Origin of the sequence: Psychrobacter sp. CMS30 (genome assembly GCF_904846565.1) — a bacterium.
Classification (GTDB): domain Bacteria; phylum Pseudomonadota; class Gammaproteobacteria; order Pseudomonadales; family Moraxellaceae; genus Psychrobacter; species Psychrobacter maritimus.
This window is the reverse complement of the sequence record NZ_CAJHBF010000034.1, coordinates 1-21244: the sequence shown is the minus strand read 5'-3', so window position 1 is coordinate 21244 and position 21244 is coordinate 1. Positions and strand designations below refer to the sequence as shown.

Annotated in this window: 22 protein-coding genes; 11 read left to right on the top strand and 11 right to left on the bottom strand. The window is 43.2% G+C overall.

Annotation, left to right across the window (positions count from 1 at the left end; translation table 11 throughout):
* Nucleotides 1-380, bottom strand: a 380-nt coding sequence (locus JMX94_RS12675) for a DUF3841 domain-containing protein (RefSeq protein WP_201565913.1), incomplete at its 3' end; no start/stop codon positions are given.
* Nucleotides 381-609: 229 nt separating this feature from the next.
* Here JMX94_RS12675 and JMX94_RS13610 point away from each other — a divergent pair.
* The gene (locus JMX94_RS13610) at nucleotides 610-756 is read left to right on the top strand and encodes a DUF4377 domain-containing protein (RefSeq protein ID WP_374220423.1); all 147 of its coding nucleotides are present in this window, start codon (nucleotides 610-612) and stop codon (nucleotides 754-756) included.
* Between the two features lie 165 nt (nucleotides 757-921).
* On the opposite strand, the gene JMX94_RS12665 is transcribed toward JMX94_RS13610, so the two are convergent.
* The 6 genes from JMX94_RS12665 to JMX94_RS12640 all read right to left on the bottom strand — a co-directional run bounded on the left by JMX94_RS12665 (nucleotide 922) and on the right by JMX94_RS12640 (nucleotide 7660).
* Entirely contained in the window at nucleotides 922-1416 is a 495-nt protein-coding gene (locus JMX94_RS12665; protein WP_201565909.1) for a hypothetical protein, read from the bottom strand.
* 120 nt (nucleotides 1417-1536) lie between these two features.
* The gene (gene cysG, locus JMX94_RS12660) at nucleotides 1537-3102 is read right to left on the bottom strand and encodes a siroheme synthase CysG (protein ID WP_227673649.1); all 1566 of its coding nucleotides are present in this window, start codon (nucleotides 3100-3102) and stop codon (nucleotides 1537-1539) included.
* Nucleotides 3103-3409: 307 nt separating this feature from the next.
* Nucleotides 3410-4360 carry an acetyltransferase gene (locus tag JMX94_RS12655; RefSeq protein WP_201565907.1) on the bottom strand — a complete coding sequence of 317 codons (951 nt, stop codon included), beginning with the start codon at nucleotides 4358-4360 and terminating at the stop codon, nucleotides 3410-3412.
* A 315-nt stretch (nucleotides 4361-4675) separates the two neighbouring features.
* Entirely contained in the window at nucleotides 4676-5314 is a 639-nt protein-coding gene (locus JMX94_RS12650; protein WP_201565905.1) for a phosphoadenosine phosphosulfate reductase family protein, read from the bottom strand.
* 65 nt (nucleotides 5315-5379) lie between these two features.
* Nucleotides 5380-5976: a DUF934 domain-containing protein gene (locus tag JMX94_RS12645; protein WP_201565903.1), complete on the bottom strand. Its 597-nt coding sequence runs from the start codon at nucleotides 5974-5976 to the stop codon at nucleotides 5380-5382.
* The gene (locus JMX94_RS12640; RefSeq protein WP_201565902.1) at nucleotides 5969-7660 is read right to left on the bottom strand and encodes a nitrite/sulfite reductase; all 1692 of its coding nucleotides are present in this window, start codon (nucleotides 7658-7660) and stop codon (nucleotides 5969-5971) included. The genes JMX94_RS12645 and JMX94_RS12640 overlap by 8 nt, the downstream gene beginning before the upstream one ends.
* Before the next feature lie 253 nt (nucleotides 7661-7913).
* Here JMX94_RS12640 and sat point away from each other — a divergent pair, with 253 nt between their 5' ends.
* Nucleotides 7914-9167, top strand: coding sequence for a sulfate adenylyltransferase (sat, locus tag JMX94_RS12635; RefSeq protein ID WP_201565901.1), 1254 nt, complete (start codon nucleotides 7914-7916; stop codon nucleotides 9165-9167).
* 95 nt (nucleotides 9168-9262) lie between these two features.
* Here sat and JMX94_RS12630 read toward each other — a convergent pair whose 3' ends face one another.
* Nucleotides 9263-9796, bottom strand: coding sequence for a hypothetical protein (locus JMX94_RS12630; RefSeq protein WP_201565900.1), 534 nt, complete (start codon nucleotides 9794-9796; stop codon nucleotides 9263-9265).
* A gap of 382 nt (nucleotides 9797-10178) precedes the next feature.
* On the opposite strand from JMX94_RS12630, the gene JMX94_RS12625 reads away from it, so the two are divergent.
* From JMX94_RS12625 to JMX94_RS12605, 5 genes are all read left to right on the top strand, one after another.
* Nucleotides 10179-11360, top strand: coding sequence for a sulfate ABC transporter substrate-binding protein (locus JMX94_RS12625; protein WP_201565899.1), 1182 nt, complete (start codon nucleotides 10179-10181; stop codon nucleotides 11358-11360).
* Nucleotides 11361-11654: 294 nt separating this feature from the next.
* On the top strand, nucleotides 11655-12758 hold the full coding sequence (locus tag JMX94_RS12620) for a sulfate ABC transporter substrate-binding protein (protein ID WP_201565898.1): 1104 nt from the start codon (nucleotides 11655-11657) through the stop codon (nucleotides 12756-12758).
* A 226-nt stretch (nucleotides 12759-12984) separates the two neighbouring features.
* Nucleotides 12985-13869, top strand: coding sequence for a sulfate ABC transporter permease subunit CysT (cysT, locus tag JMX94_RS12615; RefSeq protein ID WP_183618248.1), 885 nt, complete (start codon nucleotides 12985-12987; stop codon nucleotides 13867-13869).
* Nucleotides 13869-14837: a sulfate ABC transporter permease subunit CysW gene (gene cysW, locus JMX94_RS12610; RefSeq protein ID WP_227673648.1), complete on the top strand. Its 969-nt coding sequence runs from the start codon at nucleotides 13869-13871 to the stop codon at nucleotides 14835-14837. The genes cysT and cysW overlap by 1 nt, the downstream gene beginning before the upstream one ends.
* 81 nt (nucleotides 14838-14918) lie before the next feature.
* Nucleotides 14919-15641 carry a sulfate/molybdate ABC transporter ATP-binding protein gene (locus JMX94_RS12605; protein WP_183618246.1) on the top strand — a complete coding sequence of 241 codons (723 nt, stop codon included), beginning with the start codon at nucleotides 14919-14921 and terminating at the stop codon, nucleotides 15639-15641.
* Between the two features lie 270 nt (nucleotides 15642-15911).
* On the opposite strand, the gene JMX94_RS12600 is transcribed toward JMX94_RS12605, so the two are convergent.
* Nucleotides 15912-16235 carry a helix-turn-helix transcriptional regulator gene (locus JMX94_RS12600; protein WP_201565897.1) on the bottom strand — a complete coding sequence of 108 codons (324 nt, stop codon included), beginning with the start codon at nucleotides 16233-16235 and terminating at the stop codon, nucleotides 15912-15914.
* Nucleotides 16236-16521: 286 nt separating this feature from the next.
* On the opposite strand from JMX94_RS12600, the gene JMX94_RS12595 reads away from it, so the two are divergent.
* The 3 genes from JMX94_RS12595 to bfr (JMX94_RS12585) all read left to right on the top strand — a co-directional run bounded on the left by JMX94_RS12595 (nucleotide 16522) and on the right by bfr (JMX94_RS12585) (nucleotide 18154).
* Nucleotides 16522-16713, top strand: coding sequence for a bacterioferritin-associated ferredoxin (locus tag JMX94_RS12595; protein WP_201565895.1), 192 nt, complete (start codon nucleotides 16522-16524; stop codon nucleotides 16711-16713).
* Between the two features lie 392 nt (nucleotides 16714-17105).
* Nucleotides 17106-17594 carry a bacterioferritin gene (gene bfr / locus JMX94_RS12590; RefSeq protein WP_201565893.1) on the top strand — a complete coding sequence of 163 codons (489 nt, stop codon included), beginning with the start codon at nucleotides 17106-17108 and terminating at the stop codon, nucleotides 17592-17594.
* Nucleotides 17595-17671: 77 nt separating this feature from the next.
* Nucleotides 17672-18154 (top strand): bacterioferritin, encoded by a 483-nt coding sequence (gene bfr / locus JMX94_RS12585; RefSeq protein ID WP_201565891.1) that lies wholly within the window; start codon nucleotides 17672-17674, stop codon nucleotides 18152-18154.
* 148 nt (nucleotides 18155-18302) lie between these two features.
* Here the strand turns inward: bfr (JMX94_RS12585) and JMX94_RS13475 are convergent, their stop codons facing one another.
* Nucleotides 18303-18911: an MFS transporter gene (locus JMX94_RS13475; RefSeq protein ID WP_265088970.1), complete on the bottom strand. Its 609-nt coding sequence runs from the start codon at nucleotides 18909-18911 to the stop codon at nucleotides 18303-18305.
* 2 nt (nucleotides 18912-18913) lie between these two features.
* Nucleotides 18914-19678, bottom strand: a complete 765-nt coding sequence (locus JMX94_RS13470; protein ID WP_265088969.1) for an MFS transporter — start codon at nucleotides 19676-19678, stop codon at nucleotides 18914-18916.
* A 415-nt stretch (nucleotides 19679-20093) separates the two neighbouring features.
* Between JMX94_RS13470 and yghU the strand changes: the two genes are divergently transcribed.
* Nucleotides 20094-20975 carry a glutathione-dependent disulfide-bond oxidoreductase gene (yghU, locus tag JMX94_RS12575; RefSeq protein ID WP_201565889.1) on the top strand — a complete coding sequence of 294 codons (882 nt, stop codon included), beginning with the start codon at nucleotides 20094-20096 and terminating at the stop codon, nucleotides 20973-20975.
* Nucleotides 20976-21244: the final 269 nt, after the last annotated feature.

Here is a 21244-nt window from a genome sequence, read left to right as displayed (position 1 = left end):
TACTGTTCATAATAATTATACTCTGCATCTGTTTCACAGAAGTGGTGATTGTTTAGTACAGCATGCCAGCCGTCAAAGTCACTGAATAGTATTTTATGAGAGGGTATTTCTAACTCAATCCTAACCGCTTTGCATCCTCTCTCAACATGCCCGCCAGCTCTTAAGTCGGGCTTCGCTCTTTGTTTACCTTCCCAATATCGCCATAGCCAAATAGGATACTCAACACCTTGCGGGGGTGTCACCTTTTTACTTAACTGCTTTGAAATCCACTGATAAGCCTCTTTACGGTCCTTATCTACTTTATCAGGGTCGGTTCTTAATGGCTGACCACTTAATAGAATCTTTAATTCTTCAAGGGTTCTAATAGACCAAAACTTCATTTTCAGCGCTCACAATAGTGATAACAGTCATTATTTTTAGGTATGTTAAGGTTGAGTAGGCATGAACTTAGTATCGGTAGGTGTGGACATAGTTGAGCTTAATGATGAATAAAAGACAGCGATTATTCTAGCAAGAATTGCGGTGGTTTGCTGTGCTTATAAACCTCTTAGCAAAGCAGAATAGATCAAGTCGAATAGCGGTATTTAGGAGTGGTCACGTAGATGATGAATTATTATAGAAGGTTTTGATTATGAGCCACATTACGAGTACACCTTGCTTATCAAGAATACAACAGTCGCCAATCCACCTGCTGATGCATCGTCCATTCATAGTAAGCTTATAAAGATAATTAAGAAGAAGAGGACTACAGAGTAAAGGATTACAGAAATCTCTATCAGAGATTGCTTAGAGTATTAATGCATTCTGGCTTGTTACGAACATTTTGTGAATTTTCTAATGCTTGGCTTGAGCATCCTCTCACAGTTAATCAACCCCAAAAACCAACTCTTTATTAACACTAATTATTAATATTGAATTTCATTACGGCTTAGGGTTATTGTCCCAATCAAGCAAGAATTTTCTACGCAATTCAGGGGTTAGGATTTCAATAGAATGTATAGTCGCTACTCTATCCGTTAAGCATTTTTCATTGCCAGCAGTTTGAAGTGGAGGAAGACTTTTTTTATCAATAAAACCGCCTCCTGCGTAAACTTCTGTGTCAAATGGAACTGATGTTTCGTTTAAAATTACAGTCTCTGAATTTAGGTCAACCCTGATATTACTAGATTTCGTATCAAACACTGGAGTTATATAACCATCTTCATCGCCAAATAGAAGACAGCCATTCTTCATTGTAAATTTACCTGATAATAATGCAGTTAGTTGAACATTATTACTTTCATTATAATAAGAGAAGAGATCGAGTGAATTTTTCGCTCTTATCACTGGGTTAGACGTATTACTTACTATCTGATTAGAACAACCAAACTGAAATAGAATTACGATAGGAATTATGAACAAATATCTATTTATCATGTTTAATAACCTCATGGCACTGATGGAATAGTAACGGATATTTCATGTGCGTTATGTATTGAGGAAAAGTATTTTGGTAATGAATCGACAATCTCGATAGTAGCTTGACCTTAATAGCACTTAGCCAATTACTAATCGCTCCACATCATCAGCGGTCGCTAAATTAGCGACCATAGATAGCGCATGCGCTTGCTGGCTCGTAAATTGTTTTGAATCTTTATCCGTAGTAGTTGATCCCTCACGTAGCCAGTTACTAGCCTCGTTATTAACATTTTGGTTATTGTGGTTATACCAAGCCAAATCATGATGCAATGCAACTACGTCTCCCATGATAAGTAGCGCTGGCGTGGGCAACTGGTTTTGTTTTTGCAACTCAACAATATTGGCAAGCGTACCTGTTAATACTTGTTGATTGGGCATACTAGCATTAGAGACGATGGCGATTGGGGTATCGCTACTACGTCCAGCGTCAATTAAACCTGTCGTCAAGCGCGGCAGCGAGTGCAGCCCCATATAAAACACCACGGTCTCATCAGTATTTAAAAAGCTCTTAAAGTTACTATTGGGCGCGCCAGCCTTTAAAAACCCAGTGACAAAACGTACTGATTGCGAATGGTCACGGTGCGTGAGTGGAATACCTGCATAACTGGCGGCAGCGTTAGCAGCAGTAATACCCGGTACGACTTGATAAGGCACACTATGCGCACGTAGGCTTTCAATCTCTTCGCCGCCGCGGCCAAAGATAAAGGGATCACCACCTTTTAAACGCACCACACGGCGACCTTCTTTTGCACTATTGACTAATAGCTCATTGATACCAAGCTGAGCTACCGCATGGTTGCTACGCTTTTTACCGACAAATACTTTATCGGCATCGCGGCGGCATAAATCCAATACTTGCGGTGATACTAGCGCATCATAGTAGACAATATCGGCTTGCTGCATGAGGCGAAGCGCTTTAAAGGTAAGCAGTTCTGGATCACCGGGGCCTGCACCGACGATATAAACTTCGCCCATTGTATTTTTTACGGTTTGGGATTCTGTAGATGTATTATCTGCTGTATTTTTTTCATTGATAGCGGATGCAGTGTTATCTAAATCGGCTTGCAATTGGGCAGCCGCTTCCTTCTCATTACCGGCAAACATCAGCTGACTGACTTGACCTTCAAAGGCGCGTTCCCAAAACTGGCGACGTCCGGTAAGGGTTGGAATTTTTGTTTTTACCTCACTACGAAACTCACCAGCAAGCTTGGCCAGTTTGCCATAACCTTGCGGGATTAAAGTTTCAAGACGTGCACGCAGTAAACGTGCCAGCACCGGCGCTTTACCATTGGAGGAGATACCAATCACAATGGGATTGCGATCGACAATGGCAGGAAATATAAAATCGCATAAATGCGGGGTATCAACGACGTTGACGGGAATATTAAGATCGCTAGCATCAGCGTGAATCTGATGATTGAGGGTTTCATCATCGGTGGCGGCGATAATAACGCGCGCACCTGTCATATAAGCTTTATTGTAGTTTTCATAAATGAGTTCGTGCTTGGCTTTGTACTTAGTGTGGCTGAGCAAGGCTTGTATTTCAGCACTGATACTTGGCGCAAGAATCGTGATAGCAGCACCTGCGCGACTGAGCAAGTCAGCTTTACGTAGTGCGACATCACCGCCACCAACGATCAGCACTTAGCGGTCTTCTAATTTAAAAAATAGCGGAAAGGTGTTCATAGCATCACCAATGATTTAATCAATATAAAATATGCCACCATTATGAGGTATCACAGGCGGACGCTCACCTAGTGAATTGGCATTAACATATTCGTTTTTGTCATGTTACTGATGATTTTTGCTAGGATGTGGAATAGGTAGGGAATTAAAATGCAGAATAACGGAATAAAAAACCACAAGCTAACTTTTAAGCTTGTGGCTGTTATTTATATTAGATTTTTGCGTTAGGTATTAACAAGGACGAGATTCAACCTTGTAAAGCAACCTATTCAAACTCACTCAGCATCTTAGTAATACGCGCATCTTTTTGTTGCCAAATGTCCTCTAACCAATCAAACATCATTTTTTTAGTGGTCTCGTCACGGTCATAACCGCCATCCATGATGGCCGCAAATAACTCGTCCGGTATGGTTAAGCGAGTCACATCGACACCCAAGCGACGAATATTACCTTTCCATAAATCATCATAATCAGGCGCGCCGTCTGGGTAGACGATAGTGATATCTAAAATAGAATCCAATTCATCGCCTAACGCATTAAGCGCCAACGACAAACCGCCAGCGCGTGGTTTTAACAAATGCTGATAAGGTGAGCCTTGCTTATCATGTTTTTCTTTAGTAAAGCGCGTTCCTTCCAAATAGTTTAATAGCGCAAAGGGTTTGTCTTTTAATTGACGACAGGCACGCTTAGCCTCAAGGAGATTTTGTTTTTTAAGTTCTGGATTCTTTGCCATCGCTTTGGCAGAAAAACGCTTCATCATCGGAAAGTCTAAGAAGTAAAAGGCTTGACCGATAACGGGGATATAAATCAGATTAAACTTAGTAAAAAATCGCGTTAAAGGTAGCGTATCTTGGCTGATATATTGCACGATACTGGTGTCAACCCACGATTGATGGTTGCTTACCAAAAGATACTGCTTGTCTTCGCTCAAATCGTCGGGCAGATTAATGCGCCAGTCTTTATGGGGTAGCGCGTGGTCAATCACGGCATTATTACTATTAATCCAGTATTTGGTAATCGCAATTAATGCATCATCAGCAGCTTTCGCTCCAGTCAATACTTTTGCCGCGCCTAAGCTCCAAATAGGCAGACCAACCATCGCACTGTTGGCCGTGAGGACACCAGTACCAGTCAAAAAAGAGGCTGCTTTACCTACAGCTGGCAGCTTATCGTGCAGTTTTTCATAGAATGAATCAATTTTTTTTATAAAGGGCATAACAAATATCCATATTGATGAGCGCGAGTGCCTATAAGGATTGGGCAACTTCGTCCATGATTTGGCTTTAAAAAGTCAGCTTAATGACGTGCAGCCCACTAAGGCAAGCCATAGAATACCTCAATGTTAAACAATAAGACGTTAAAGAAACGTTAATGTTTTAATCAAAACGCTTGTAGAACGCCACTTTCGTATTGATTTTCATGTCAATCACCATAGTTAACACAAAAAAAGCGATGATTTTAATGTCATCGCTTTTTTTATTTAATATTATTGGCTTTGTACTGAATTGCTGATTAATTACTGGCTAAGTACTTATAGCTGCGTATGCAAACCACACTCACGGCTTTCTTCTACTTTAGTCGGATCAAAGTAATCAAACTCGTTTGGTAGATTATGCTCTTCAAGATACACGTCTAAATCCGCGTCATTTTTCTCAAATAACGGCGCTACTTTTAACACACCATCTTTTGATAGGCTAAGCACATTAAGACCTTGGCGGAATTCCGTTTGATCTTTACGAATGGCGTTGAACCAGACATCAGGTTTTAGCTCATCTAGCGCACGGCGGAATGGCTCAAGTTTTACTTGGTCAGTGAATTCATCATGCTGTGGGTTATCAATCCCTGGGATACCATTCATAGTCGCATCACGATAGGCTGCCGTTTGCTTAGGAATATAAGTGATAACGTTTAAATTCAAATCACGAATAACTTTATTGGCAAACTGATAGGTCGCATCGGTGTTATAACCTGAGTCTACCCACAATACCGTGATGTCAGGGCGCTGCTTGGCGACCAAGTGCAAAATCGCAGACTCGTAAGGGCGGAAGTTGGTCGTGATGATTGGGTTTTTCGCTTGTGTCAGTGCCCACGCGACGATTTCTTCTGGTGACTTACCTTGCAGGTCTTGGTTGGCTTGGTCGATATCTAAATTTGGGTGTAACTGGCTCATGGTAAATTCCTCAATTGTTGTGAATATAAAAACGATTAATAATAAGTTTTATGGTTGATGCTACATCAAGCGCCTGCAAACATTGGTAGTGCGGCGGCATTGCGACCATCGTAACTACTGGCAAGGGCGGTAAACGCTTGTGAGATATTAAAGTCCGACTGTAAGTCATGTTCATTGAGCACAAAGCTGTCAACGCCTACGCGTAAGAGATAGGCAATTTGATCACGGCCGAACGCGCCAGCGACACGAATCTCACCCTGATAGCCAGTTTGGCGCAAGGTTTGTGCAAAGCTAAAATTGCGTCCATCAGCGAATTTGGGCACATGAATGACGATAAGATCCTGCTTTAACAGCAGCTCACTGAGCGCTGCCAAGGCATTGGTATCTGTATCAGCGGTCACCCATAATCCAACACGGCTACTATGCTGTTTGATCAGCTCATACACCTCTTTGACCAAACCCGTTGCTAGCGACCCTGAGCCGTCCAATAGGTCATCCAGTGGTACTAAGACATCAGGTTTTTCTTGTCTTTGCAGCAGCTCAAGTAGCGTGAGGTCTATCGAGGCAATCCCATCTGGCAGGGTCTCAGTGGTTAACGCATGCCAGCTATCGTTATGGCTAATATCGACGCCCTGACTATCCAAAATATGGTGATTAGCCATAGACCTTCTCCTTAAAGGGATCAATACCAACGCGCTCAACCAATTCGCCAAAGCTTTCAACATCATTATCAGTGGTGGCACGCAGATCGACATAAACATCAACGATCTTTTGAATGGTGTCAGCTACCGCTTCAGTAGGGACGGAGCGGCCAAGTATTTTGCCAAGTTTGGCATCGTTACTCGAGTTGCCGCCAAGGCTGATTTGATACCAGTTTTCGCCTTTTTTATCGACACCGAGGATTCCGATATCACCCGTATGATGGTGCGCACAAGCATTGATACAGCCCGACATGTTTAAGCGGATATCGCCAAGGTCGTAGAGATAATCCAGATCGCTAAACTGCTTCTCGATTTGCTCAGCGATATTATGGGTAGTGGCATTGGCAAGCGAGCAATAATCCCAGCCCGGGCAGACAATCATATCGGTCAAGGTATTGATATTAGGTCGCGCCAGATGTAGCTCAGACAGCTGTTGCCATAACTCGTATAACTGATTGGTTTGTACATCAGCGAAGACTAAATTCTGCTGATACGTACCGCGCAGCTCGCCAAAGCTATATTTGTCAGAAAGGTCAGCAAGCGCATCCATCTGCGATTCGGTGACATCGCCTGATGGGACGTATTTACCATCGACTAAGCCTGCTTTTAAAGAGATGACAACCGCGCGGTAACCAGCGACTTTATGTGCCACAGTATTCTGGTTATACCAATTGGCAAAGTCTTTATTGTCCGCTAGTTGCTGCTGCAAATCAGACTGTGCTTGTAGCGCATCAAAGGTCACATAATCAGGCTCACTAAAGAAACTGCTGGCATGCTCAAAGTTGGCATCCGTCAGCGTCAGTGGCCCGTCCTTGGTATGTGCTTCCCACTCAGCATCGACCAATTTGGCAAATGCAGGACCGCCCAAGGTATCAACCAAAATCTTGATACGTGATCTGTATTTACTGCCTTTATCGCGGCGACCATGTAGGTTATAGACGCGCAATATGGCATCTAGATAGCTAAGCAGATGCTCGCGTGGCAAAAATTTATTGATCACTTTACCAAGTACTGGGATACGACCGAGACCACCGCCAACTAGGACTTCAAAGCCAAGTTCGCCATCCTCATTTTTCTTCAAATGCAAACCAACATCATGCACTTGCGTCGCTGCACGATCATTATCAGTGCCGATAACGGCAATCTTAAATTTACGCGGCAAAAAAGCAAATTCAGGATGAAAGGTCGACCACTGGCGAATGATTTCGCAATAAGGGCGCGGATCGGCAATCTCATTTTGATGAATACCAGCATAAGGGTCGGTGGTGGTATTACGGATACAGTTACCAGAAGTTTGGATTGAGTGCATTTGTACCGACGCCAGCTCCGCCAAAATATCTGGCACCTCTTCAAGTTTAGGCCAATTCAGCTGCATATTGGTACGGGTAGTGAAGTGCCCGTAGCCCTTGTCATATTTACGGGTAATCTCCGCCAACTTACGCAATTGGTAGCTGGCAAGCAGACCGTAAGGAATAGCGATACGCAACATCGGCGCATAACGCTGGATATAGAGGCCGTTTTGCAAACGCAGCGGCAAAAATTGCTCTTCTGGCAGCTCGCCTGCCAAAAACCGTTCGGTTTGGTCGCGAAACTGGGCGACTCGTTCTTCTACCAAGGTTTGGTCAGCGTAATTATATTGATACATGACGTAATCTCAATTTTGTTTGAAACATAAAAGCGGCGACGAAAATGATTGGCGTGCGTAATCGATCTTATTGCCAGTCGCAAGGTAAACAATTCAGAGTCACATCATATAAGCTTGCGTCTATAAACATAAATTCCTTTAAGACATATGAATATCCAAACACAGCATAAATTTTCATAACGAAAGTTAGGTAGCCTATGCTTATCAAATTTATCACGACTTATTTCATCACTACCTATAAAGGTTTCAAAAAATGACATCTACCACTGCTAATCAACAGCCATCAAAACTTGTTCCGCCGCACGGTAGCAAGGATCTTAAGCCATTACTATTAAAAGGTGACGCCCGCAAGCAAGCATTGAAACTTGCCAGCAGCTTGCCGACTATTACTTTGAGCTCACGTGAGCGTGGCGATTTGATTATGCTTGGTATTGGTGGATTTACGCCGCTAAATGGTTTTATGAACCAAGCGGATTGGCAGGGCGTCGTTGATGATATGCGCCTGCAAAGTGGCGACAATGCTGGCTTGTTTTGGCCAATTCCCATCACGTTATCAGCGCCGAAAGCGACTGCCGACAGCCTAAATCAAGGTGATAAAGTCGCATTGGTGGCGAAAGATGGTGAGATTATGGGCATTTTAACAGTAGAAGAGACTTATACCATCGATAAAGCCCATGAGTGTCAGCAAGTCTTTACCACCACAGATTCTGAGCATCCGGGCGTACAACAAGTACTCAACCAAGGTGAGGTTAACATTGCAGGTAGTGTTGAGGTGTTGAGCGAAGGCGAGTTCCCAACCTTATACCCAGAGATTTATAAAACCCCTGCTGAAACGCGTGAAATACTGGATGCCAAAGGCTGGAAAACGGTTGCCGCTTTCCAAACGCGTAATCCAATGCACCGCTCACACGAATATCTAGCCAAGATTGCCATTGAAACCTGCGATGGGGTGTTGATTCATTCATTGCTCGGGGCACTTAAACCGGGAGATATCCCAGCTGAAGTGCGCCAAGAGGCGATTAAAACCTTGATTGATAACTACTTTAGACAAGACACCGTCATTCAAGCCGGTTATCCGCTAGATATGCGCTATGCAGGACCACGCGAGGCGCTACTACATGCGGTATTCCGTCAAAACTACGGCTGTAGTCATCTGATTGTTGGTCGTGACCATGCCGGTGTTGGTGATTATTATGGTGCCTTTGATGCGCAGACGATTTTTGAATATGTCGGTAAAGACGATCTGATTACTCAGCCGTTAAAGATTGGCTGGACGTTTTGGTGTAATGCTTGTAACGCCATGGCTTCTGATAAAACCTGCCCGCATGAAGCGTCTGAGCATGTCAAAGTATCAGGCACGAAGCTACGTAAAGCGCTATCAGAAGATGAGGACGTGCCAGAGAACTTTAGCCGTCCAGAAGTGCTAGAGATTTTACGCAATTACTATGCGGGTATCGCAAAAGAGGAACGTGCTGAGGTGAAGTTAGTCGGTGCCTCTGCGGTTTAAGTAATATTTTATCGTCATCAATAAAAGTATTAAAAAAGGTGTCAGATTAAACGTCTGACACCTTTTTTATTATCTAAAGCCAACCATTAAAGCGGTTAATGCAGCTCTAAATCTCCCTCAAGCTTCTGATACTCGCCAACGATTGAGCCACCACCCGAACAAAAATAATTCAGCGCGTATTTATCTTGGCTATCAATAGACAAGATGTCGTCCTTAAATTGAAAGAACGCCGTACTGTCATTGACCTTACTTTGGAAAATAACACCGTGCGCATCGTCTTGACCCATTAATGTCGCCTTACCATCAAAATGACAGCTTGGTTTTTTCACATCGCTACGCGCCCGTACCTGAATATTAATCTGGTCGCCGTTGTCTGCGCCATCTGCTCGTATCATCACCCCAACCCAATCAGAACCTTGTGTGCGCTTGTGATAGCCTTCAGAAGCATAATCTCCAACGACTGCTTGCACCGCTGGCGTGACGGCAGCGTTCGGTTGCTTAGTGGTTTGGTTATTTACGCTGGGCGTCATGTTATTACAGCCGCTTAAGGTAAGTAAAGCTGCAGAGGTGGTTAAAATGACGGCAAAAAATCGTGAGTGGCGGGCATAACGAGGTGGAGACATAATCATTTAAGTACCTTTGATAAGGAAGTTAGTAAAAGAGGTAGAGCTGCCTATTATGAGTGCAATGCCTGATATACAAGAAGCTAAGAGATAATATCGCTTACATAAAGGCTCGTCTAGATAGTAAGCAATACCATAACTTACTCAAAAGTGTCTGCTTATCACTATATCGCAAAAATACTCAGGAAAAATAAACATTTTAGAATAACTAACAAAATTACTTATGCCAAGTTAATAACTCGATAAGCGCATTTGTCACTAAGCGATTGCCTCGCAGGCTGTTAGCATAACGCTCATCATCCATAGAATCGAATCAAAAGGATTATAAACCTTTATAAGGTCGCCAATACTTTAAGAAATGCTTCTATCAACATTATCGAGAGCCGCTATGCAAGCAACGAACCGACGCATTAAAAAAGTATCTAATAAGCTTGAATTGATTAATGCTCAAGCATTTATTGACAATAAAAGCAGGCAATCAAAGCTTGCCGCTGGCCATTTTAATTTCAGCTTTAAGTTGGGCGGTGTACTCGCCGTTGCCATGCTAATGACCGGCTGTAATCCTACCGAAGCTACCCAAAGCGGCGCGAGCGATGGCACAAAGAGTGGGGCAAGTGATAAGCAAGATATCAGCCTACTTAACGTCTCTTACGATGTCTCACGTGATTTTTATAAAGACTATAACCCGCTATTTACCAGTATCTATCAGGGGCAATATCCTGATAGTAACGTTGATATCCAACAATCGCACGGCGGCGCAAGTAAACAGGCGCTGTCGGTCGCCAATGGTTTACAAGCGGACGTGGTGACTTTAAACCAAGAAAGCGATATGAATATGCTGGTTGAAAAAGGGTTGGTAAAAGCAGATTGGCGCGAAGCGTTTCCTGACAATGCCGTCCCTTATAGCACCACCATGATATTACTGGTACGCAGCGGCAACCCAAAAAATATTAAAGACTGGGCAGATTTGGCGCGTGCGGATATTGACGTGGTAATGCCCAATCCGAAAACCAGCGGTACGGCGCGCTATGCCTTTTTGGGCGCTTATGGTTCAGGATTGCACCAATTTAAAGAATCGGTCACTCAATCACAAAAAACCGATGCTTTTATGAAAAAAGTGCTCGCCAATGTCGTGACTTATGACAATGGTGCGCGCGCTGCGACCACCAGTTTTACCCAGCGCGGGCTAGGGGATGTGCTTATTACCACCGAAAACGAGGCACATTTGGTCGCCACTCAGCATGCCAAAGGTAAAGTCGACATTGTTTATCCTAGCTACTCCATCACCATTCATAATCCAGTGGCAATCGTCAGCTCGGTGACTGAGAAAAAAGGCTCAACTACTGCGGCAACTGCTTATCTAAAAACACTGTGGGATAAACCGGCGCAAGAGCTGATGGCAAAGATGTATTTGCGTCCGAGCAACAAAGAGGTGCTCGCAGCCCACACAGGTACTTTAAAAGATATTCAAACCTTTGAGCCGGTTGCCGTGTTTGGGGATTGGGACAGTATTATGGAGACTTTCTTTGTCGATGGTGGGCGTTTTGATCAGTTGGCGCGGGTAAAGTAACGGACAGCGCCTAAGCCATTTATTAGCTGCTTTAACCCTTTTAACGCTTTATAAAGCCGTTTATAAGTGGTTAAAGCGCTAAATGACGATGAATAAATATCTTGGCACCAAAGTGTTAATTTATAAAATATTTAAGGTTATCTATTGCTTATCGTATTTAAGTTATTGATAACCTTGTCTTTATAAATGCTATATTCCGTTTTGGCAATAACATACGCATATTCATCATTAAACATAATAAGCTGGCGCTGTTAGCATACTTGCATTCACTAACCAATCCCTTTTGAGGCAGCCATGACATCATATACCACAGGTTATAAATATAAAAACAAAACGCTTAGCGTACTAAGTATCGCCGGTGTGGCGCTTACGTTGGGTATCGCAGGCTGTAGCAATAGCGAAAAGACTGAGCCCGCAACCAATGCAGAAGGCACACCAGCCACTACCGAAGGGCAAGATATTGAACTATTAAACGTCTCTTACGATGTGGCACGTGACTTTTATAAAGACTACAACCCATTATTCGTTGACCACTATAAAGCGGAAAACCCAAACAGTAATATCTTAATCAAACAGTCACACGGCGGCTCAAGTAAGCAAGCATTATCGGTTGCTAATGGTTTGCAAGCCGATGTGGCGACCATGAACCAAGGCTCTGATATCGAGCTACTTGAGAAAAAAGGCTTGGTTGAGGCTGATTGGGAAAGCAAATTCCCAGACAACGCCGTACCTTTTACCAGCACTATCGTCTTCTTAGTACGTAAAGACAATCCAAAAGGTATCAACGACTGGCAAGACTTGACCAAAGAAGGCGTTGAGATTGTCATGGCCAACCCAAAAGTCACGGGTAATGGTCGCTATGCGTTCTTAGGCGCTTATGGTTATGGTTTACATGCCTTTAATAAAGATGAAACGCAAGCCAAAAACTACGTCAAAGACATGCTGAAAAACGTCAAAGTATACGAGAATGGCGGACGTGCAGCGACGACGACTTTCGTTCAGCGCGGTATCGGTGATGTCTTGGTAACTTTTGAAAACGAAGCCAATTTAGCAGCAACCGATTTTGGTTTGGGTAAAGTGGATATCGTTTATCCTAAATACTCTATCAAGTCTGAAAGCCCAGTCGCTGTCGTGAAGACCGTGACTGATAAAAAAGGTACGACTGATGCGGCAAAAGCTTATCTTGATTACTTATGGAGCGAGCCTGCTCAGCAATTGGCAGCCAATTTATATCTGCGCCCAAGCGTGAAAAGTGTGCTTGATAAGAACAGCGATAAATTGCCACCTATCGATACTTTCCGTCCAAATGATGCCTTTGGCACATGGGATGAAATCATGAGCACTTACTTTAGCGATGGCGGCGTGTTCGATCAGTTAGCCATTAATGCACCAAAGTAAGCCGCTAGTACGCTGACTGCGTAGCCCATTTATAAAGTTTTTATGAGCTTGATATTAAATAGCGTTTAAGCAGTCAGCTTTAGAGTAACGTCCGAGCACATAAAGGACATGGCTACCCACGCTGTGTCCTTTATCGCTTAAGCAGACCAATAATAAATACATCTGATATCACGTGGTGCTTACGAGCAACAAATAAGCGCCATCAGTTAGGCAATAGGACATCACTATGAGTGCAACAACTTCTCCTGCCAGCAAACCTGTCAATAAAAAAGGTTGGCTGACACGCTTGCGCCAGCGCAATGTGCTACCGGGGTTTGGGCTAAGCATGGGCATCACTGTCTTTAGCTTATCATTACTGGTGGTGCTACCGTTTGCCATGATGGCCTATACCACGACACAAATGGGTTGGACGGGTTTTTGGGAGACTATTACTCAGCCGCAAGTCACCGCTGCTATCAAACTCAGCTTATGGATGTCGTTTTTGGCGATGCTCACCAACATGGTGTTTGGTACGCTGGTTGCTTGGGTGCTCGTGCGCTACGAGTTTTGGGGTAAATCGCTGATTAATGCGTTGGTTGATTTACCATTTGCACTACCGACAGCCGTTACGGGTATCTCGCTTGCCACCCTTTATGCGCCTAATGGTTTAATCGGGCAGTGGTTTGCTAAGTTTGATATTCAAGTGGCTTTTACGCCATTAGGTATTTGGCTCGCTTTAGTGGTCGTCAGCTTTCCCTTTATCGTCCGTGCTGTGCAACCTGTGTTGGCAGAATTGTCCGTTGAATTTGAAGAGGCAGCGGCGGTACTGGGCGCCAATCGTTTTACGACCTTTCGTAAGGTGATTTTACCTGAGCTATTACCAGCTTTACTGATGGGCGCTGGCATGATGTTTGCCCGTGCCACTGGTGAGTATGGCTCGGTGATTTTTATCGCCGGTAATATTCCGATGCAGTCTGAGATTTTGCCATTAATCATTATCAGTAAGCTTGAGCAGTTTGATGTGCAAGGCGCATCCGCCGTCGCACTCTTTATGCTACTGATCTCATTTGTGATTTTATTGACCATTAATATCGTACAGTGGAAGCTGTCGCGCCGCGTAGGAGCCCGCTAATGCAAATCTCTAATAGCTACGACTACCAAAGCAACCCAGCGACTAAAGACACGCCATGGATACGCCGTACCTTTATCACCATCGCGGTGTTATTTATGGTCATCATGTTGGTCGTGCCACTGTTCGCGGTCTTTTATGAAGCCTTTAAAAATGGTTGGCAGTTGTATATTGCCTCACTGGTCGACCCTGAAGCCTTACAAGCGATTAAATTAACCTTGATTACCGCGGCGATTGTGTTGCCGATTAACATGGTGATGGGTATTGCGATAGCTTGGCTGGTGACCCGTTATCAATTTAAAGGTAAGCAGCTGGTGACGACATTGCTTGATTTACCGTTTTCGGTGTCGCCGGTGGTTGCAGGTTTGATGTTTGTGCTGTTGTTCGGGCTGAATTCTACGATTGGTGGCTGGCTTGAAAGCATGGGCTTTCAGGTAATTTATGCCGTACCAGGGATTATTTTAGCGACGTTATTTGTCACCTTTCCGTTTGTCGCCCGTGAGCTAATACCCTTGATGCAGACGCAAGGTGATAGTGAAGAGCAAGCAGCATTGACGCTAGGTGCTACAGGTTGGCAGACTTTTTGGCATGTGACGCTACCGAATATCAAATGGGCGCTGCTGTATGGTTTAATTTTGACCAATGCGCGGGCAATGGGCGAGTTTGGCGCGGTCAGCGTGGTATCTGGTCATATTCGCGGTGAAACCAATACCATGCCGCTATTGGTTGAGATTGCTTATAACGATTATAACTTTACCGCCGCCTTTGCCTTATCGAGCTTACTTGCTGCTTTGGCGTTGGTAACGCTGCTAATACAACAAGTGATGACCAAGATGCAAGAGCGCAAATTTGCCAAGTCTGAGCGCTTAGCAACTGCGCCTGAGTTGCCAGTTAGTGCCAATGCTGGTAATGCTAGCAATGCATCAAACCCTAAAGATGCAACCTTGGCAGAAAGTAGCGGTCGTCTATAAGCGCTATGCTATAAAATAGTCGTTAACAAGCCATCTGTCACATGAAGACGTTAAGCCAAAAATATAATAAGAGAACCCATTATGAGCATCGAGATTCGCAACGTTAATAAAAAATTCGGTAACTTTACCGCCTTAGATGATATCAATATCACCGTACCAACGGGCAAGTTGACGACTTTGCTTGGTCCGTCAGGCTGCGGTAAAACCACCTTGCTGCGTATCATTGCTGGTCTTGAGTATGCAGACTCAGGGCAAATATTATTTGATGAGCTAGATGTCACCAATACACCGGTGCAAAAGCGCCATATTGGCTTTATGTTTCAGCATTATGCGTTGTTTCGCCACAAAAACATCGCCGATAATGTCGGTTTTGGCTTAACTTTGCTACCAAAAAACGAGCGCCCAAGTAAAGCGGATATCAATAAACGCGTTGCTGAATTGCTAGACTTAGTACAGCTGCCGCAAGTTGCCAATGCTTATCCGCATCAGTTATCAGGCGGTCAGCGTCAACGTATTGCGCTGGCACGAGCGCTTGCTGTTAAGCCAAAATTACTGCTGTTAGATGAGCCGTTCGGGGCACTCGATGCCAAGGTACGTAAAGAGCTGCGTACTTGGCTAAAGAATATCCACCACGAGCTTGGTATTACCAGCATCATGGTGACGCATGACCAAGAAGAGGCGCGGGCGGTATCGGATGAGATTGTGGTGATGAACCATGGTCGCGTTGAGCAAGTAGGCACATCAGAGGAGCTGATTCACCAGCCAGCCAACGCCTTTGTGAGTGATTTCTTAGACTTAGTATAATTTAGATCTAAAGGCGTATTTATATTAGAGGCGTATTTTAAGACAAAGTTTGAAAACAAAAAAAGACCTATAATTTATAGGTCTTTTTTTGCGCTGAAGTATTGATTATAGTGGCTTCACTCTAAAACAGATACAGTGTGATGGGGATGAATTTTTCGTAGCCTCTGTGATAGCAGCAAACAAGGAAAATTTAAACCAGTCACACACAACTATTAACATCGATTTTATTTTGAACTAACTATATCAATACCTCTTGCTCTTAGTATTAAGCTAAGCAGGCTTCGGCATATTGATGTCTTTGGTCGATATCTGCTTATAGGTGATTTCCAAAATCTCTTGGCACCATTCTGGTAGATTATCAGACACTTCATACCACATCCATGTCCCATCACGAACACAGCTCAAAATACCCAGCTTTTTCAAATGATTCAAGTGACGCGAGATGGTCGGCTGCGGTTGGTCAAGTATTTCTACCAATTCACCCACACAGCGCGATTCTTTGTTAAATAAGATTTGGAAGATTTTTAAGCGCGTTGGGTCAGACAATACTTTAAATAACTCAAGCGGTTGTATCGTAGAATTATTGTTAGACATAGAACAATTCCAATATGGATTTAGTTAATAGGGGGTCAATATAACAGCAGTCATCTGTAAAATCGATTAAAAAATGAGCAAATTTACAGTTCGTCGCCATTTTACTACCTTTGGTACGTTATAGTTACACTCAAGGTTATATGCAGTTACATGGATTAAGTAAGGGTAAGATAACCCTGTAGTAATAACGATCTGACTGAACAATACCTTAAATACTATTGTAAATGGTAATAATTATCGTTATTATAACGAATAACAAGATTGACATTTATGTAGGAGCCAGCACATGTACGTATGTATCTGTAACGACGTCAAAGAAAAACAAATTAAAGCCGCGATTGCCTCAGGCATTGATACGTTAGGCGGTTTAAAAGATACCCTTGATGTAGCGACTTGCTGTGGCTGCTGCGAACCTATGGTCAATGACTACCTTGATGAACATCACGCCAAACTTGATGCGTTGGCTTATGCCGTTTAAGCACTCCTTGCAGACTTTGCTATTATTGATGATCTGCTATCAATAAAAAGCGTAGCAGGGCAGTACTCAATGATATCTACTATCTGCACTTATTTATCTTAAACTCTCTAACATTCCTTGTTAATTTTATTAAATAAGTGCATGAAAAACCTCGTTAAAATTCTCAAACACTAAGGCTCGTTATGCGAGTTAATTACGATTCTCAATTAGAATCTTATTCTTAGTTCATATCGTTACAAGCGCCGTTATTCCCGTATGCTACTATATCTGACTTACTTTGTAAGACATTTCGTTGGTTTTAATCTTTACTGATTAGTTTACTAATAGTACTTTCTATATATGTATTATTATGAATGTAGACGCAAATAAATAAAAATACAGGAGTATAGGTGATGATAGGCAGCCCAAAGGTCATTGATTATTTAAATTTTTTATTAGGTGGTGAGCTTGCAGCTCGTGACCAATATTTCATTCACTCTGAGATGTACGCAGAATGGCATTACGGCAAACTGTATGACCGTATCAGCCATGAGATGCACGATGAAACACTGCATGCCCGAGCGATTATCCGCCGTATTTTGATGTTGAGCGGTACGCCTAAGATGAGCGTCAACGAGATTAATATTGGGTCGACGGTTCCTGAGATGTTGCAGCTCGATCTCAATTTAGAGTATCAGGTACAGCAGCACCTTAAAGACGGCATTGCGCTTTGTGAAGCAGAGCATGACTATGTCACCCGTGAGATGCTCGTTGAGCAGCTCAAAGACACCGAAGAAGATCATGCTCATTGGTTAGAGCAGCAGTTACGCCTGATTGATATGATTGGTCTATCCAACTATTTGCAAAGCCAGATGGCAGAAGTGTCTCCTGATATTGTTTAGTATTTCATTTACTAAGCGCCTTTAACACTTGTTAAAACTATCGGTAATAAAATAATAATGAATATAGGGAGAGAAAAATGAAAGGGGATAAAGAGATCACCCGTGCGCTGAATAAAGTGCTCGGTCAGTCATTGATAGCCATCAATCAGTACTTTTTGCATGCACGTATCGCACGCCATTGGGGCTTAGAGTCGTTAAATGACTCACTATATAAGCAATCGATTGCTGAGATGAAATGGTCAGATGAGCTGATTGCGCGTATTTTGCTATTAGATGGTCTGCCAAATTTGCAGGAACTCGGTAAAGTCTTGGTTGGTGAAGATGTACCAGAGATTATCGACTGCAACCTGCGTTTAGAAAAGCAGAAATTCGATATTATCACCGATGCAATCACCTTATGTGAGAGCAAGCGTGACTATGTCTCGCGCCAGCTACTCGTCAGCTTAAAAGACGGTAACGAAGAGTATCAAGACTGGTTAGAGACGCAACAGGACTTGATTAAAGATATGGGCGTTGAAAACTATATCCAATCGCAAATGGATGACGATAAAGCGCCTTAAAATTATAAAAAGTGCTGATACCTGCCAGCGCATACTAAAAAGTCAATTTAAGACCTCTGTTAGTATACGCTGGCATTTTTATGTCTAACGTTTCTGTATTCAAAGTAGATAAATACCATTCGTTTTTTGATAGTTTTAATAAAAATACTTAATACAAGCCGCGACCATCTTGAGGTTTAAGGCGTAAAAAGTATAAGCCCGAGAGAATGGTGATGATACCGAGTATCCAATAGGTGGTTTGAAATGCCACCAAGGTATCAAGCTCGAAGCGCTCACGCAGCAGATTTAATAACGCCGCACCAAAGGCAATACCAAAACTAATCGCCAGTTGTTGATTGACAGCCATTAAACTGTTACCGCTACTGGTCTGCGTGCCTTCTAAATCACCGATGGTAATAGTATTCATGGCACTAAACTGCATTGAGTTACAAGCACCCATGACAGTCAAGATAGGAATAAACCAAATCCAATTTGCGGCATCGTTAAACTGCGCCAAGACAATGATGAGCACACCGATTAAAAAGGTATTAGCCACCAATACCTTACGGTAGGTAAAGCGCTGAATGATTTTACTGACCCAAGGTTTGATACCGATTGCACCAACGGCAATGGGCGCAAGCAGCCAACCGGCTTGCGACGGCGAGTATTCGAACACCACCTGTAGCAACAGCGGCAATAAGAAGGGTACGGCGCTGATACCTAAGCGCGTGAATAAGTTACCAGTAATACCAATACGAAAGGTACGAATATTAAACAAGCTTAGGGAAATAGTGGTGCTGCGCGGCGTTTAGCATGCCACACATAAGCGCCTATCAATAGACTTGCGCCTAATCCAAGTAGCAGACCGTAAAACCCACGACCTGTCTGTGAGCCAAATTCTACCGCAAGGGTAAAACCACAAGCGGCTGCGGCAAACAAAGCAAAACCTGTCCAATCTAAACGTTTGGTATCCTCAAATAATGCCGGTACCAGTTTTTTACCCATGATAAAACCAAAAACGCCCATCGGGATATTGATTAAAAATATCCAATGCCAACTGGTATATTGTACAATATAACCACCTAATACCGGCCCGACTAACGGCGCAATTAACGCCGGTATCACCGCAAAGTTCATCACGGTTAAGAGCTTGTTGCGCGGATAGGACTTGACCAATATCAAGCGTGCCACAGGGGTCATCATCGCGCCGCCAATACCTTGTACGATGCGTGAACCAATTAAGAAATCTAATGTCGGCGAGGCAGCGCACAATAGCGAGCCAATACAAAAAATGATAATGGCGTATAAAAACACCCGCCGTGTGCCATATTTATCAGCTAAAAATCCGCTAATAGGAATAAAAATCGCAAGGGTTAGCGCGTAGCTGATGACCGCCCATTGCATTTTTAATGGTGATTCCCCAAGCGCTTGCGCCATCTGCGGCAAGGAGGTATTTAAGATGGTGGCATCTAAAATTTGCATAAATAACGCCACCGCTAGCACATAGGGCAGGTATTTATCTTGGGTTGGGGTTAGGGTTACCATATTGACATCACCATATCTTACGACCATTGTTGCTAAGCGCAGTTTTTAAAAGAGGGGTTTAAGAGTGTATTAAAAGTGCTGATTAGAGCGTCTTTTAACTATTTTCAATTATGTTTATAAAAAGCTATGTCTCTAGAAAACTCTGTTTCTGAAAAACCAAGTCTCTAAAAAGCCGCTAAGGTGTGGGTAGTATAAAAACAACTACCTTTGAGTTAAAGAGTAGCAAAGTAACGGTATACGCCCAGTCATTAGAGATTTACCCTTAAACGCTTTGGCACTCCTTCCTTTTAATGACTCTTAAAAATTAGGTTACAAGACAGGGCTTTAATCAAAGCATCAATCCTCGCTATAGTAGATAGCGGTAAAGAGCAATCAAACAACACATAATAAAGCAATAAAAAAAGTAGGTAATCTTATGAGTAATGATAATAATCAAGCAAGTAATGATAAAAACAACAACATTCAAAACAACAATGCTAGCGGCTATACTCCGCCTAAAGTTTGGAAAAATGACAGCGAAAATGGAGGTAAGTTCGCCAGTATCAATCGACCAACGGCTGGCGCGCGCCATGAGCAAAAACTGCCCGTCGGCGATGCGCCTTTACAGCTGTATTCATTGAATACGCCCAATGGCGTGAAAGTAAATATCCTGTTAGAAGAGCTTGCTGAGCTGAATATTAAGGGTGCTGAGTACGACGCCTATCAAATCGACATCTCTGAAGGTGACCAGTTTGGCTCAGGATTTGTCGCTATCAACCCCAACTCAAAAATTCCTGCGCTGGTAGATTATTCTGCTACTGTAAATAACTCAGAGGCGGGCGAGCCTATTGCACTTTTTGAGTCGGGCGCTATCTTATTATATTTAGCGGAAAAGTTTGGCAAGTTTATCCCGATGCAGCAGGGTAAAGCACGGGCAGACTGTCTGTCTTGGCTGATGTGGCAGATGGGTAGCGCGCCGTTCTTAGGTGGCGGCTTCGGGCATTTTTATGCCTATGCGCCTGAACCGCTAGAGTATCCTATCAATCGCTATACGATGGAGACCAAGCGCCAGCTTGATGTCTTGGATACGCATCTTAAAGACCACGAGTATATGTGTGGCAACGCTGAGTCTGACTATAATATTGCCGATATGATTATTTGGGCATGGTATGGTCAACTGGTACTTGGTAAGCTTTATGATGCCGCCGAGTTCTTACAAGTAGAGGAGTATAAGCATCTAAAGCGTTGGGCGCAAAAAATTGCCGAGCGTCCAGCGGTTAAACGTGCGGTAGATTTAGTGCTTAAGCCTATTGTTTAAGCGCATTACTGAATCTGATTACTGAATCTGATTACTGATATTGACGATAGCTCATTCATCATATAGCTCAATAAAAAAGGTTAATAGGCAATTTGCTTATTAACCTTTTGCTTGCTATATTCCGTAGAATATATTCTTAATTCAAAATATACTTATCTATATATTGAATCAGCACTATGCTTCCGTCTTTACATAATGGTACATTAGTATAACAGATAGAAACATTGGTACGTTAAGATAGCAGCTACCGCCTTAATGGGCAGGTGTTG

Coding starts and splice junctions, on each gene's coding strand:
- cysW (WP_227673648.1), top strand. CDS start 13,869: ATGCAAATCTCTAATAGCTACGACTACCAAAGCAACCCAGCGACTAAA.
- JMX94_RS12655 (WP_201565907.1), bottom strand. CDS start 4,360: ATGCCCTTTATAAAAAAAATTGATTCATTCTATGAAAAACTGCACGAT.
- JMX94_RS12595 (WP_201565895.1), top strand. CDS start 16,522: ATGTACGTATGTATCTGTAACGACGTCAAAGAAAAACAAATTAAAGCC.
- JMX94_RS12600 (WP_201565897.1), bottom strand. CDS start 16,235: ATGTCTAACAATAATTCTACGATACAACCGCTTGAGTTATTTAAAGTA.
- sat (WP_201565901.1), top strand. CDS start 7,914: ATGACATCTACCACTGCTAATCAACAGCCATCAAAACTTGTTCCGCCG.
- JMX94_RS12650 (WP_201565905.1), bottom strand. CDS start 5,314: ATGAGCCAGTTACACCCAAATTTAGATATCGACCAAGCCAACCAAGAC.
- JMX94_RS12620 (WP_201565898.1), top strand. CDS start 11,655: ATGACATCATATACCACAGGTTATAAATATAAAAACAAAACGCTTAGC.
- cysT (WP_183618248.1), top strand. CDS start 12,985: ATGAGTGCAACAACTTCTCCTGCCAGCAAACCTGTCAATAAAAAAGGT.
- JMX94_RS12640 (WP_201565902.1), bottom strand. CDS start 7,660: ATGTATCAATATAATTACGCTGACCAAACCTTGGTAGAAGAACGAGTC.
- JMX94_RS13470 (WP_265088969.1), bottom strand. CDS start 19,678: ATGGTAACCCTAACCCCAACCCAAGATAAATACCTGCCCTATGTGCTA.
- yghU (WP_201565889.1), top strand. CDS start 20,094: ATGAGTAATGATAATAATCAAGCAAGTAATGATAAAAACAACAACATT.
- JMX94_RS12665 (WP_201565909.1), bottom strand. CDS start 1,416: ATGATAAATAGATATTTGTTCATAATTCCTATCGTAATTCTATTTCAG.
- JMX94_RS12645 (WP_201565903.1), bottom strand. CDS start 5,976: ATGGCTAATCACCATATTTTGGATAGTCAGGGCGTCGATATTAGCCAT.
- JMX94_RS12605 (WP_183618246.1), top strand. CDS start 14,919: ATGAGCATCGAGATTCGCAACGTTAATAAAAAATTCGGTAACTTTACC.
- bfr (WP_201565893.1), top strand. CDS start 17,106: ATGATAGGCAGCCCAAAGGTCATTGATTATTTAAATTTTTTATTAGGT.
- bfr (WP_201565891.1), top strand. CDS start 17,672: ATGAAAGGGGATAAAGAGATCACCCGTGCGCTGAATAAAGTGCTCGGT.
- JMX94_RS12625 (WP_201565899.1), top strand. CDS start 10,179: ATGCAAGCAACGAACCGACGCATTAAAAAAGTATCTAATAAGCTTGAA.
- JMX94_RS12630 (WP_201565900.1), bottom strand. CDS start 9,796: ATGATTATGTCTCCACCTCGTTATGCCCGCCACTCACGATTTTTTGCC.